The 13,064-nt window shown below is 50.7% G+C and carries 10 protein-coding genes; 6 read left to right on the forward strand and 4 right to left on the reverse strand.

Annotation, left to right across the window (positions count from 1 at the left end; translation table 11 throughout):
• The first annotated feature begins 241 nt into the window (after positions 1-241).
• Entirely contained in the window at positions 242-2,176 is a 1,935-nt protein-coding gene (gene yeaG / locus AC2A1E_RS17700; RefSeq protein ID WP_459402537.1) for a protein kinase YeaG, read from the forward strand.
• Between the two features lie 175 nt (positions 2,177-2,351).
• A complete protein-coding gene (locus tag AC2A1E_RS17705) occupies positions 2,352-3,623 on the forward strand; it encodes a YeaH/YhbH family protein (RefSeq protein WP_484384838.1) in 1,272 nt (423 codons plus the stop codon).
• 411 nt (positions 3,624-4,034) lie between these two features.
• Here the strand turns inward: AC2A1E_RS17705 and cspE are convergent, their stop codons facing one another.
• Positions 4,035-4,247, reverse strand: a complete 213-nt coding sequence (gene cspE / locus AC2A1E_RS17710; RefSeq protein WP_076940257.1) for a transcription antiterminator/RNA stability regulator CspE — start codon at positions 4,245-4,247, stop codon at positions 4,035-4,037.
• Between the two features lie 360 nt (positions 4,248-4,607).
• Here cspE and AC2A1E_RS17715 point away from each other — a divergent pair, with 360 nt between their 5' ends.
• Positions 4,608-4,784 carry a GhoT/OrtT family toxin gene (locus AC2A1E_RS17715; RefSeq protein WP_459402535.1) on the forward strand — a complete coding sequence of 59 codons (177 nt, stop codon included), beginning with the start codon at positions 4,608-4,610 and terminating at the stop codon, positions 4,782-4,784.
• Between the two features lie 330 nt (positions 4,785-5,114).
• On the opposite strand, the gene dadX is transcribed toward AC2A1E_RS17715, so the two are convergent.
• Together dadX and AC2A1E_RS17725 are read right to left on the reverse strand one after the other, a co-directional pair.
• Positions 5,115-6,185 carry a catabolic alanine racemase DadX gene (dadX, locus tag AC2A1E_RS17720; RefSeq protein ID WP_484384843.1) on the reverse strand — a complete coding sequence of 357 codons (1,071 nt, stop codon included), beginning with the start codon at positions 6,183-6,185 and terminating at the stop codon, positions 5,115-5,117.
• 61 nt (positions 6,186-6,246) lie between these two features.
• Positions 6,247-7,551, reverse strand: a complete 1,305-nt coding sequence (locus AC2A1E_RS17725; RefSeq protein WP_484384844.1) for a D-amino acid dehydrogenase — start codon at positions 7,549-7,551, stop codon at positions 6,247-6,249.
• 679 nt (positions 7,552-8,230) lie between these two features.
• Between AC2A1E_RS17725 and AC2A1E_RS17730 the strand changes: the two genes are divergently transcribed.
• Entirely contained in the window at positions 8,231-9,766 is a 1,536-nt protein-coding gene (locus tag AC2A1E_RS17730) for a SpoVR family protein (protein WP_459402533.1), read from the forward strand.
• A gap of 57 nt (positions 9,767-9,823) precedes the next feature.
• Here AC2A1E_RS17730 and fadR read toward each other — a convergent pair whose 3' ends face one another.
• Positions 9,824-10,543, reverse strand: a complete 720-nt coding sequence (gene fadR / locus AC2A1E_RS17735; RefSeq protein WP_459402532.1) for a fatty acid metabolism transcriptional regulator FadR — start codon at positions 10,541-10,543, stop codon at positions 9,824-9,826.
• A 244-nt stretch (positions 10,544-10,787) separates the two neighbouring features.
• Here fadR and nhaB point away from each other — a divergent pair, with 244 nt between their 5' ends.
• Both nhaB and dsbB read left to right on the forward strand, forming a co-directional pair.
• Positions 10,788-12,371 carry a sodium/proton antiporter NhaB gene (nhaB, locus tag AC2A1E_RS17740; RefSeq protein WP_484384839.1) on the forward strand — a complete coding sequence of 528 codons (1,584 nt, stop codon included), beginning with the start codon at positions 10,788-10,790 and terminating at the stop codon, positions 12,369-12,371.
• 122 nt (positions 12,372-12,493) lie between these two features.
• Entirely contained in the window at positions 12,494-13,024 is a 531-nt protein-coding gene (gene dsbB / locus AC2A1E_RS17745; RefSeq protein WP_484384840.1) for a disulfide bond formation protein DsbB, read from the forward strand.
• Positions 13,025-13,064 lie beyond the last annotated feature (40 nt).

Consider the following 13,064-nt stretch of genomic DNA (forward strand, 5'->3'; position numbering starts at 1 on the left):
CATTGATATGACTTAAAAAAGCTGTTTTTCATGCAGGAAATTTTTCAGTAAGCAACTACGCTTAAATCAGAAGGTGAATTTATCCTGAGCTCAGTGGCAATACAGCGCAACTCGCGATAATAAGCGCACCAAGTTGGCATACGAGTTGCTGTACTCAGATATAACTTCTCTCTTTCGGGAGCCAGAATACAAATACCAGCTCCCTTTAACCTGTGCTAATAACGAAAGGACGGGCATCACCATGAACATATTTGACCACTATCGCCAGCGCTACGAAGCTGCCAAGGACGAAGAGTTCACACTGCAGGAATTTCTTACCATTTGCCGGCAAGATCGCAGTGCATATGCCAATGCGGCGGAACGTCTGCTCATGGCTATCGGTGAACCAGTCATGGTGGACACCGCGCTTGAGTCTCGCATGTCTCGCCTGTTCTCTAACAGAGTGATCGCGCGCTACCCGGCATTTGAGGAATTCTACGGCATGGAAGAAGCTATCGAACAGATAGTCTCCTACCTGAAACACGCCGCTCAAGGCCTCGAAGAGAAGAAACAGATCCTTTACCTGCTGGGCCCGGTGGGCGGCGGTAAGTCATCGCTTGCAGAACGCTTGAAAGCGCTGATGCAACGCGTGCCTATTTATACCCTAAGCGCCAACGGTGAGCGCAGCCCGGTCAACGACCATCCGCTGTGCCTGTTCAACCCGCAGGAAGATGCCAATATTCTGGAAAAAGAATACAACATCCCAACGCGTTATCTCGGCACCATTATGTCGCCGTGGGCAGCGAAGCGCCTGCATGAGTTCGGTGGTGACATCACCAAATTCAAAGTCGTGAAGGTTCGCCCTTCCATACTTGATCAGATTGCCATCGCCAAAACCGAACCGGGCGATGAGAACAACCAGGATATCTCCGCGCTGGTGGGTAAAGTGGATATCCGTAAACTGGAAAACCACGCGCAGAACGATCCTGATGCCTATGGCTATTCCGGTGCTCTGTGCCGGGCCAACCAAGGGATCATGGAGTTCGTCGAGATGTTTAAAGCGCCGATCAAGGTGCTGCATCCTCTGCTGACTGCCACCCAGGAAGGTAACTACAACGGGACTGAGGGGATTTCTGCCCTGCCGTTCAGCGGTATTATTCTGGCGCACTCGAACGAATCGGAATGGGTCACCTTCCGTAACAACAAAAACAACGAGGCTTTCCTCGACCGTGTTTACATCGTCAAGGTGCCTTACTGCCTGCGGGTGTCGGAAGAGATCAAAATCTACGACAAACTGCTGGATCACAGTGAGCTGACCCATGCGCCGTGCGCCCCTGGCACACTGGAAACGCTGGCTCGCTTTACCGTGCTCTCGCGGCTGAAAGAGCCTGAAAACTCGAGCATCTACTCGAAGATGCGGGTTTATGACGGTGAAAGCCTGAAAGACACCGATCCGAAGGCCAAGTCGTATCAGGAATACCGCGACTATGCCGGGGTTGATGAAGGGATGAACGGTCTGTCGACCCGCTTCGCCTTCAAAATCCTGTCTCGGGTATTCAACTTTGATCATGTTGAAGTGGCTGCCAACCCGGTTCATCTGTTCTATGTGTTGGAACAGCAGATCGAGCGCGAACAGTTCCCACAAGATCAGGCTGAAAAATACCTGGAGCACCTGAAAGGCTATCTGATCCCGAAATACGCCGAGTTTATCGGCAAGGAAATTCAGACCGCCTATCTGGAATCTTACTCCGAATACGGTCAGAACATTTTTGACCGCTACGTGACCTATGCTGACTTCTGGATCCAGGATCAGGAGTACCGTGACCCAGATACCGGCCAACTGTTTGACCGTGAATCTTTGAATGCTGAACTGGAGAAAATCGAAAAACCGGCGGGTATCAGCAACCCGAAAGATTTCCGCAACGAGATCGTCAACTTTGTTCTGCGTGCCCGTGCCAATAACAGCGGCCGGAATCCGAACTGGACCAGTTACGAGAAGTTGCGCACGGTTATCGAGAAGAAAATGTTCTCGAACACCGAAGAGTTGCTGCCGGTCATTTCCTTTAATGCTAAAACCTCAACGGATGAGCAGAAGAAACACGATGACTTCGTCGACCGTATGATGGAGAAAGGCTATACCCGTAAACAAGTTCGCCTGCTGTGCGAATGGTATCTGCGGGTGAGAAAATCCTCATAACGTCTAATGCAGGTTAGCGTTATATACCCTGAATAATGCAAGTTGCAGGCAAGCGGCAAGTGTGTGAGTCCCCAGTCACTTAGACGAATAAGTGGCTGGGGTTAGCCCATAAACTCTCTATGCTGCGGCTTGAAAGTAAAGGGTACGAAAGTTGGCAACGTCGTTTGGGGGAACTATGGCCTATTTCATTGACCGACGGCTGAATGGCAAAAACAAGAGCATGGTGAATCGCCAGCGTTTCTTGCGCCGTTATAAGTCGCAAATCAAACAGTCGATTGCCGAAGCCATCAATAAGCGTTCGGTCACCGATGTAGACAGCGGAGAATCGGTTTCGATTCCTGCTGGGGATATCAACGAACCAATGTTTCATCAAGGACGCGGCGGAACACGTCACCGCGTTCATCCGGGCAACGATCACTTCGTACAAAATGACCGCATCGAACGTCCACAAGGTGGCGGCGGTGGCGGCGGTAGCGGGCAAGGTAACGCCAGCCAGGATGGGGAAGGCGAAGATGAGTTCGTCTTCCAGATCTCCAAAGATGAGTATCTCGATCTGTTATTTGAAGATTTGGCGCTGCCAAACCTGAAGAAAAATCAGTATAAGCAGTTAACTGAATACAAAACCCATCGTGCTGGTTTCACCGCTAACGGTGTGCCAGCCAATATCAGCGTTGTGCGCTCGTTGCAGAATTCATTGGCGCGGCGAACCGCCATGACTGCCGGTAAACGGCGGGCACTGCATGAGCTTGAAGACACCCTCACCCAGTTGGAAAACACCGAACCGGTGCAACTGTTGGAAGAGGAGCGTCTGCGGAAAGAAATTGCCGAACTGCGCAAGAAAATCGCCAGCGTGCCATTTATCGACACCTTCGATCTGCGCTACAAAAACTATGAGCGTCGCCCGGAGCCTTCCAGCCAGGCGGTCATGTTCTGCCTGATGGACGTTTCGGGTTCAATGGATCAGGCCACCAAAGATATGGCCAAACGTTTTTATATTTTGCTCTATTTGTTCCTGAGCCGAACTTATAAGAACGTTGAGGTGGTGTACATCCGCCACCATACGCAGGCCAAAGAGGTCGACGAGCAGGAATTTTTCTACTCGCAAGAGACCGGCGGGACCATTGTTTCCAGCGCGCTGAAGCTGATGGCGGAAGTGGTTGAGGAGCGCTACGACCCGGCACAGTGGAACATCTATGCCGCACAGGCTTCAGATGGCGATAACTGGGCGGATGACTCACCGCTGTGTCATGAACTGCTGGCGAAACAGATCCTGCCAATGGTGCGTTACTACAGCTACATCGAGATCACACGCCGCGCCCATCAAACGCTGTGGCGCGAATACGAAAACTTGCAGGCAACGTTTGAAAACTTTGCTATGCAGCATATCCGTGAACCAGAGGATATTTATCCGGTATTCCGGGAGTTGTTCCACAAACAAACGGCGTGAAACCGATCTTAATTTTATCAATCAGCCAGATAACTCAGGTTTCTGGCTGATTTTATTTCTAACTGAATATCTCAACCTACAGTTAGAAATAATAAACCCCGGCGCCAAGGCCAGGGTCGTAATGTTTGCCGGTCGCTTTCCCGGCTGTCATGGTGTGGTGTAAGCGTTCATCGAACACTCCGGCGTTACACGGCCTGAGCACGGCCCTTTCACAACAGAAAAAACTACTTTTTCAATAAACTTTTCTGTTGCTGAAGTATTGAATATTTTGGTGAGTGCTTTCGAGGGAGGTGATATTCAACCCCGGTATAGTACCGGGATTAAATAGGTAGTGCGGATTATCGCTTGTCTGCTCCGGTCTTTGCCATCATCGCTATTGCAAGGTTCAACCGCCCTACTTACTGGCTCAGATTACAGCGCGGTAACGTTGCCTGCTGAAGGGCCTTTAGCACCATTTTCAATGGTGAATTCAACCTTCTGACCTTCATCAAGGGTTTTGTAATCGTTACCCTGAATGGCGGAAAAATGCACAAACACATCTTTGCTGCCATCAGCAGGTGAAATAAAACCAAAACCTTTACCAGCGTCAAACCATTTTACTAAACCAGTCATTTTATTAGACATAGATACTTCCTTCATTATTTTTTAGGCCGCCATAGTGGCGAATGAGGTCTGCTAATCAGTGGAAACTTATGGGGCACTAAAGAAGAGAATTCGCGGAAGAAGAGGTATCTGTCGGATATCACTAATACTGAGAACTGCTTTACTAAAACTGCTTTCATAAGGTCTGTGCTACAAACCGATGACGCTATTTACTCATAACCATCTGTTATTAGCAAACTATATTTATAATTATTTTTGATAAGCACTTTAAAGCCATCTTCTAAAACGCACTGAGGGGCTTCATAAGCCCGAGCAAAGCGTTGCTTGTCGCGGGTTAACCCCCTAAAATGCGCGGCTGAAAAAACAACTAGGATCGGTTTAATGTCATCGCTGTGGGTAACAATGCAATATATTTACTTAATTGGCCTGTTAATTTCTATGATTTTTACCTACTTGGTCAGTCGAGACACCATTAAAATTCGCTGCATAAGTGCGATAGCCATCGGCCTGACTTGGCCACTGAGCCTACCCGTCGTCTTGCTATTTGCCTTGTTCTAGCGATGTAAAAACGCACTTCCTTGACGTCACCCTACCTCTGAATATGAGGCTCAGAGATATCTACCATGCGGCAAATCTTACTGAAATTATTGGATTTCTCGCAGATTTTATCGGTGACAAAAGCACCAAGGTAACCCAGTACCAGCAGATAACCGATCATGCATAAAATGAAGATAAGTGTTCTCAACGCTAGCTACCAAGCCGACAAAATGACGGTGAACATCATACCGTGACTCACTGGCTTTCACCTATTTCAAAGTATGAGCAGAATCTACCGGATTGCACCATGATGGTTCCACAGAGGCGTTTGAGATTGCTGCCGAGCATCTATCAGACAGCGTTAACGGTGACCCGCGCCGCCAATCCGGTCAGCAATTCGTAACCCAGCGTGCCAGCCGCAGCCGCAACCTTGTCCACTGGCAGGTTCCGCCCCCATAACTCCACCTGGGTGCCAATAGTGGCCTGTGGGCAAGGTGTCAGATCCACCATCATCATATCCATCGAAACGGTACCCAATGTGCCTGTCAGTACGCCATCTACCCACACTGGCGTACCGGTTGGTGCATGGCGTGGATAACCATCGGCATAGCCACAAGCCACGATCCCGATACGCTGCGGCCCAGCTGCGGCATAGCGGCCACCATAACCAACGCGATCGCCCTGCTTCAACGTCTGAATACCAATAATCTCACTACTCAGTGTCATCGTCGGTTGCAGGCCCGTGTCAGCAATGTCACGCCAGTGCCCGGTGGGTGACGCACCATAAAGAATAATTCCCGGCCTCACCCAACTGCCATGAGTGGCTGGGTGCCACAAAGTGGCGGCAGAGTTCGCCAGGCAGCGTGGCAGCGAGATTGCCGCCGACGCACGCTCAACCGTTGCCATCTGTTGCACCACGCCTTCGGCGCTGTCAGCCGTGGCAAAATGGCTCATCAACGTCATCGAACCGATATTGCGCAGTTCCTGTGCTTGCAGCCAAACGTTGTGCAAACGCTCTGGAGCAAACCCCAAGCGATTCATCCCGCTATTCAACTTCAGATAAACATCCACAGGTGCTTGCAGGCGAGCTTCAGCCAGTGCCTGCAACTGCCAGTCACTGTTCACGGCGGTAGTTAATCGATAACGATCGATCAACAATAAATCCGCTGGCTGGAAAAAACCCTCCAACAGCAGAATCGGGCCGTTCCAGCCGGATTCACGCAGCAACACAGCCTCGGCCAGATCGAGCAAGGCAAAACCATCAGTCTGTGCCAGGCTACGCCAGACATGCTTCAAACCATGACCATAGGCATTAGCCTTAACAACCGACCAGACCTTAGCGGTGAGAGCAAAACGGCGAACGACCTGTAAATTATTGGCAAATGCGTCTAAATGCAGCGTGGCAGTAATCGGGCGTGGCATCGGTTCTCCTTCGGCCTCCATGGCAACAGCCGCAGGCAGTACCTGCGGCATTCATCAATTTCTAGCGTGCCGGGTGCACATCGTTCAAAGGGATAGTTGGCCCCTGGCGAAAACCGGCACTGTAACGCGCCACCGCCAAATCGTCAGACGGAATAGCCGGTGTGGTGCCAGAAATCAGGTCGGCAAGCAACTGCCCAGAACCACAGGCCATGGTCCAGCCCAAGGTGCCATGCCCGGTATTCAGGTAGAGATTTTTCAGCGCAGTACGGCCAACGATCGGTGTACCATCGGGCGTCATCGGGCGCAAACCGGTCCAGAATGTGGCATCTTCAACCCTGCCACCGTTTGGATACAGATCGCGTACCACCATCTCCAGCGTTTCGCGCCGTTTCTGTTCCAGCTCGGTATTGAAGCCCACAATCTCGGCCATGCCACCCACGCGGATACGCTGGTCAAAACGGGTAATGGCGATTTTATAGGTTTCATCCAGCACGGTAGAGAAAGGCGCGGCGGCCTCATCCGTGATCGGGATCGTCAATGAATAGCCTTTCAGCGGATAAACCGGTATGGAAACCAGATCGCGCAATAATGCGGTGGAATAAGCACCAAACGCGACCACATAGCAGTCTGCCTGGATCACTTCGCCATCACATTGCACCCCGGTGATTTTATCCCCCTCCACCAGCAGGCGGTCAACGCTGCGGTTGAACAAGAAATTGACGCCAGCCTGTTGAGCCAGCTTCACCAATTGCTGCGTAAACAACTGGCAATCCCCGGTTTCATCATTGGGCAACTGCAAACCGCCGGTCAGCTTGTGTGCAACCTGCGCCAGTGCTGGCTCAACCGTGGCCAATTGGCTGGCTTCCAGCAGTTTATAAGGCACCCCAGCATCTTCCAGCACGGCGATATCTTTGGCGGCATTCTCAAACTGCTGCTGAGTACGGAATAGCTGCAACGTGCCGCCTTGACGGCCTTCGTATTGAATACCGGTTTCCTGACGCAGCATTTTGATACAGTCACGGCTGTACTCCGCCAAGCGCACCATACGGCCTTTGTTGGTCATGTAGTGGGCGGTGTCGCAGTTTCTCAACATCTGCCACATCCAGCGTAACTGGAAGCTGCTGCCGTCAAGACGTATCGCCAGCGGCGCATGGCGCTGGAACATCCATTTTATCGCTTTCAGCGGCACACCCGGTGCGGCCCACGGCGCGGCATAGCCCGGTGAGATCTGCCCAGCGTTGGCCGCACTGGTTTCCATTGCTGGCCCCGCTTGACGATCGATAACCGTGACCTCATGACCGGCTTTTGCCAAATACCAGGCACTGGCAACCCCGACCACTCCACTCCCTAAAATGACCACACGCATCATTGACTCCAGCTCAAATTCCCGAAAAGCATAATCATCTGTTCACAAGAAATTAACCCAGCGTAAAAAACTAGCAAACAACTTGATCGTTAATCGTGACAACATCCACAGTTAATTTATCATTCAAGTGGGTATCTTTTGCAATAGCCACCTATAAATAGCGATAAGCTGTGGCAATAAAGGGCATAAAAGAAGAAAACGCACCTTTCACGCTGATATTGACAGCATTGATAGCACCACAACAACCTTTGCTGGCAACATTTATTTAACGGCATGTAAATATAAGCCCAAGGATAAATGCGGAATTTAACACCAGAAAAACGCCATTAATTCGAAATATAGTATTGTGAAAACCTCACACCTATACAGCAGAAAAAACTCGCTGCCAAAGAACAACCTCTCTTATGCCACCAGTTGCACAGCCTTTTGGCCAGACTATACTCGAAAGAGAGAAGAAGCATTTAGCCCAGCACCTTCTCGGCTATAAATCAGCAGCAATAACCGCAGGCTATCAGGATGATCGCGGTAACGAGTAGGTTGAAACCTAAGCCGGTGATAAATCGATAGTGATATGTTGATTTTACTTTGCTGATATATAACGGTTTATTTCAACTTGAACTATGATTGATACAAGGCCTGCCGAAACGAGCAGAGTCCGCTAATAAATGAGGGTGCGCTGATGACTACTTCGACACATAAAAAGGTTAAGGAAGATAAACGTCTGAGCGATGGACCGGACTGGACGTTCGAACTGCTACAGGTCTATCTGGAGCAGGTTGACCGGGTAGCCAAACATTACCGGCTCGACACCTATCCGCATCAAATCGAGGTCATTACCTCCGAACAGATGATGGACGCCTACTCCAGCGTCGGCATGCCGATTAACTATACACACTGGTCATTCGGTAAAAAATTCATTGAAACCGAGCAGCGCTATAAGCAAGGTCAGCAAGGCTTGGCCTATGAAATCGTGATCAACTCAAACCCGTGCATCGCCTATCTGATGGAAGAAAATACCATCACCATGCAGGCACTGGTGATGGCACATGCCTGCTATGGCCACAACTCGTTTTTCAAGAATAACTATCTGTTCCGCAGTTGGACCGATGCCAGTTCCATCGTGGATTATCTGCTGTTTGCCCGCCACTACATCAGCCAGTGCGAAGAACGCTATGGCGTTGAGGAAGTGGAAAAACTGCTCGATTCCTGCCATGCATTGATGAATTACGGCGTCGACCGCTACAAGCGTCCGCAAAAAATCTCGCTGCTGGAAGAGAAAGCACGGCAGAAAAACCGTGAGGAATATCTGCAAAGCCAGGTTAACTCGCTGTGGAAAACCCTGCCACGTGTAGACCGTGAAGCCCTGCCAGAAGAAGCTCTGCGTTACCCACGTGAACCACAGGAAAATATTCTCTATTTTATGGAGAAAAACGCCCCGCTGCTGGAACCATGGCAGCGAGAAGTGTTACGCATTGTGCGCAAGGTAAGCCAGTATTTTTATCCGCAAAAACAGACGCAGGTGATGAACGAAGGCTGGGCAACGTTCTGGCATTACACCATTCTTAATCATCTTTATGATGAAGGGCGTGTGACGGATCGCTTTATGATGGAGTTCCTGCACAGCCATACCAACGTGGTGTTCCAGCCGCCGTACAACAGCCCCTATTACAACGGCATTAACCCTTACGCACTGGGCTTTGCCATGTTCCAGGACATCAAACGTATCTGCCAGTCACCGACTGAGGAAGATCGTTACTGGTTCCCTGACATCGCGGGCAAAGACTGGCTGGACACGCTGCATTTCGCCATGCGTGATTTTAAGGATGAGAGCTTTATCAGCCAGTTCCTGTCGCCGAAAGTCATGCGTGATTTCCGCTTGTTCACCGTGCTGGATGACGATCGTAACAATTATCTGGAGATCTCGGCGATCCACAACGAAGAGGGTTACCGCGCGATACGCCAGGAGTTGTCAGCCCAGTACAACCTGAGCAATCATGAACCGAATATTCAGATTTGGAATGTTGATCTGCGCGGCGATCGCTCGCTGACGCTGCGCTATATTCCGCAGGATCGCGCGCCACTGGATAAGGGCCGCAGGGAAGTGATGAAGCACCTGCATCGCCTGTGGGGTTTCGATATCATTCTGGAGCAGAAAAACGAAGATGGCAGCGTCGAACTGCTCGATCGCTGCCCGCCAAGACCCACAACGTTATAAACTGCTAAAACAACAAAGGGGCGCATCGAGCGCCCCTTTGACTTGACGTGAAACCGGCTAGCGGCGAGCCTCTGCCAAATCACTCGGCATCGCACCCTGCATGCTGTGCCAGATCGCACCACTCTCTTTACCGTAGTTACGTACACAATCCATCACCTGATCGTACATTTTTTCATGGCACAGGGTAGAAAGTTTGTTGTAGAAGCTGAGCGCCAGTTTGCGCGCCTCTGGGTTAGAGAAATAATAACGGCCAACACGTGTGTACAACCCTTTCAACCCATTGAGAATCAAGCCATAAATCGGGTTGCCCGAAGCAAACGCCAACCCACGGAAGATCTCATAGTCAAGGTGATTGAATGCATCCGCCTTATCTTCAACCTGGGTGGCTTTCGCCAGCACTTCCTGCGCCTGTTCTGGGTAGTTGCGCACGGCAGCACGGATAAAGATCGAGGCAATATTGGTGCGCACAGCTAACAGGTTGTCGATCAGTTGCGGCACGCTGTTGTGATCGAGGCGTGCCAAGGTTTCCAGGATATTAAGGCCTGAGGTTTCCCAAAAATTATTTACTTTGGTGGGTTTGCCATGCTGAATCGTCAGCCAGCCATCACGGGCCAATCGCTGTAACACTTCACGTAATGTGGTGCGCGTAACACCAATCAGTTCTGAAAGCTCACGCTCCGCGGGCAAAATAGAGCCAGGGGGGAAGCGATTATTCCAAATACTTTCAATAATATATTCTTCCGCGAAACCGGCAGGACTCTGCGCCTTTATAACCATGTGTTTGACGTTCCGTAGCGACGATAAGCAGTAATAGTAGTCGGCTGATCATACCAGATCGCCGGGGTATCACATAGCGGGAGCAAAAAACATTAAACGAAAGTGTGCATAACCTGGCAAAAAATATGCGAAAACACCGAGTTGCAGAAATATCCCCCGTAAAGCAAAGCTTGGATTGCATCATACCCATGGCCGTTGCTAGGGTATAGCGCGTTAACTCTTTTGAAGGTTTTGTGAAAACAGCATGGATATGACAATACGCTCGGCATTGATAAAAAATTTTCTCGGGTCATCTCCCGACTGGTACAAATTAGCCATCATCAGTTTTCTGGTGATTAATCCGTTAGTGTTCTTCCTGATCACCCCCTTTGTGGCTGGCTGGTTGCTAGTGATTGAGTTTATCTTCACGCTGGCCATGGCGCTGAAGTGTTACCCATTACAGCCGGGTGGTCTGTTGGCCATTGAGGCCGTTCTAATTGGAATGACCAGCCCCGCGCACGTCAGTGAGGAGATCAGCAACAATCTTGAAGTGCTGCTGCTGTTAGTGTTTATGGTGGCCGGTATCTATTTCATGAAGCAGTTGCTGCTGTTTGTATTTACCAAATTGCTGCTTAATATCCGCTCAAAAATGCTGCTCTCACTGGCCTTTTGCGTTGCGGCAGCTTTGCTTTCCGCCTTCCTTGATGCCCTGACGGTAGTTGCCGTCGTTATCAGCGTCGGCACCGGTTTCTATTCGATCTACCACAATGTCGCATCCAAAGGGGCCGACAATAATCTTGACGTCAGCGATGACAGCGGTATTGACAACCCAGACCATAAACAGACGCTGGAACAGTTCCGGGCCTTTTTACGCAGCCTGCTGATGCACGCTGGCGTCGGTACTGCTCTCGGTGGCGTCATGACCATGGTCGGTGAACCACAGAACCTGATCATCGCCAAAAGCGCCGGGTGGGGCTTTGGTGAGTTTTTCCTGCGGATGGCACCGGTAACACTGCCAGTGTTTGTCTGCGGCCTGGTGGTCTGTCTGTTGGTTGAACGTTTTGCGGTATTTGGTTACGGCACCAAGTTGCCCGAACGCGTGCGTGAAGTGTTGAAGGAGTTCGATCGGAAAGCTACCGCTAAACGTAACCGCCAGGAAAAGCTGAAACTGGTAATGCAGGCATTGATTGGCGTCTGGTTGGTGATTGCATTGGCTTTCCATTTGGCGGAGGTTGGGTTGATTGGCCTTTCGGTGATCATCTTGGCCACCTCGCTGTGCGGCATCACCGATGAGCACGCCATCGGCAAAGCATTTCAGGAAGCCCTGCCCTTTACTGCCCTGTTGACGGTGTTCTTTACCATCGTGGCGGTGATCGTTGAACAACGGCTGTTTACTCCGGTGATTGAGTTTGTCTTGCAGGCAGAACCTTCCGCGCAGCTTTCGCTGTTCTATCTGTTTAACGGCCTGCTTTCGTCGGTTTCTGACAACGTTTTTGTCGGCACGGTCTATATTAACGAAGCGCGTGTGGCGCTGGAAAACGGGACCATTTCACTCAAACAATTCGAAATGCTGGCGGTGGCCATCAATACTGGCACTAATCTGCCTTCGGTGGCGACACCCAATGGTCAGGCCGCTTTCCTGTTTCTGCTGACTTCTGCATTAGCACCATTAGTACGTCTGTCATACAGCCGTATGGTCTGGATGGCGCTGCCTTACACGCTGGTACTGACGCTGGTCGGCCTGTTATGCGTGCAGCATACGCTAGCTCCAGCCACCGATTTGCTGACCCAATGGCACTGGTTAACGCTGCCATCGCTTGACGCGGTGGCCCCAATCACGGCACATTAACCACCATAACAACCCCGCAGCCAATGACTATTTTTCACGGAATAGCGTCTAGATAGCTGGCAGCGGGGATGAATTGGTTTACACTGCCGGTTCAATTGCTTACTGCATGGAAGAACAAATATATGTTGCAATTCTTTAACCGTTGCTCACAGGGGCGCGGTGCTTGGCTGCTGCTGGTCCTGACTGCATTGGTACTGGAGTTGGTTGCTCTCTATTTTCAGCACGTAATGCTGCTGGAACCTTGTGTGATGTGTATCTACGAACGCGTCGCGCTGTTCGGGATCCTCGGGGCTGGGCTGATAGGTGCAATAGCACCCAAAACGCCGCTGCGCTATGCGGCTATCTTGCTGTGGATCTACAGTGCCTGGGCGGGCGTACAGCTGGCCTGGAAGCACACCATGATCCAATTACATCCATCGCCGTTCAACACCTGTGATTTTTTCGTCAATTTCCCATCCTGGCTGCCGCTCAACAAATGGTTGCCCGCCGTGTTCCACGCATCAGGCGACTGTTCCGAGCGCCAATGGCAATTCCTGTCATTAGAAATGCCGCAGTGGTTAGTGGGGATCTTCGCTGCCTACCTGTTAGTCGGTGTGCTGGTGTTAATCAGCCAATTTGTTCGTCAGCGCCGGCGTGACCTGTTTGGCCGCTAACAACTCATCTGGCAAAAATGGCGCCCTCTGGCGTAATGCT

It is taken from the genome of Serratia sp. HNCC26DJ206 (assembly GCF_057180605.1).

What these genes read in the sequence shown, in the direction of transcription:
- AC2A1E_RS17730 (WP_459402533.1), top strand. Translation starts at nt 8,231, where the DNA reads ATGACTACTTCGACACATAAAAAGGTTAAGGAAGATAAACGTCTGAGC.
- AC2A1E_RS17715 (WP_459402535.1), top strand. Translation starts at nt 4,608, where the DNA reads ATGTCATCGCTGTGGGTAACAATGCAATATATTTACTTAATTGGCCTG.
- nhaB (WP_484384839.1), top strand. Translation starts at nt 10,788, where the DNA reads ATGGATATGACAATACGCTCGGCATTGATAAAAAATTTTCTCGGGTCA.
- AC2A1E_RS17705 (WP_484384838.1), top strand. Translation starts at nt 2,352, where the DNA reads ATGGCCTATTTCATTGACCGACGGCTGAATGGCAAAAACAAGAGCATG.
- yeaG (WP_459402537.1), top strand. Translation starts at nt 242, where the DNA reads ATGAACATATTTGACCACTATCGCCAGCGCTACGAAGCTGCCAAGGAC.
- dadX (WP_484384843.1), bottom strand. Translation starts at nt 6,185, where the DNA reads ATGCCACGCCCGATTACTGCCACGCTGCATTTAGACGCATTTGCCAAT.
- dsbB (WP_484384840.1), top strand. Translation starts at nt 12,494, where the DNA reads ATGTTGCAATTCTTTAACCGTTGCTCACAGGGGCGCGGTGCTTGGCTG.
- AC2A1E_RS17725 (WP_484384844.1), bottom strand. Translation starts at nt 7,551, where the DNA reads ATGCGTGTGGTCATTTTAGGGAGTGGAGTGGTCGGGGTTGCCAGTGCC.
- cspE (WP_076940257.1), bottom strand. Translation starts at nt 4,247, where the DNA reads ATGTCTAATAAAATGACTGGTTTAGTAAAATGGTTTGACGCTGGTAAA.
- fadR (WP_459402532.1), bottom strand. Translation starts at nt 10,543, where the DNA reads ATGGTTATAAAGGCGCAGAGTCCTGCCGGTTTCGCGGAAGAATATATT.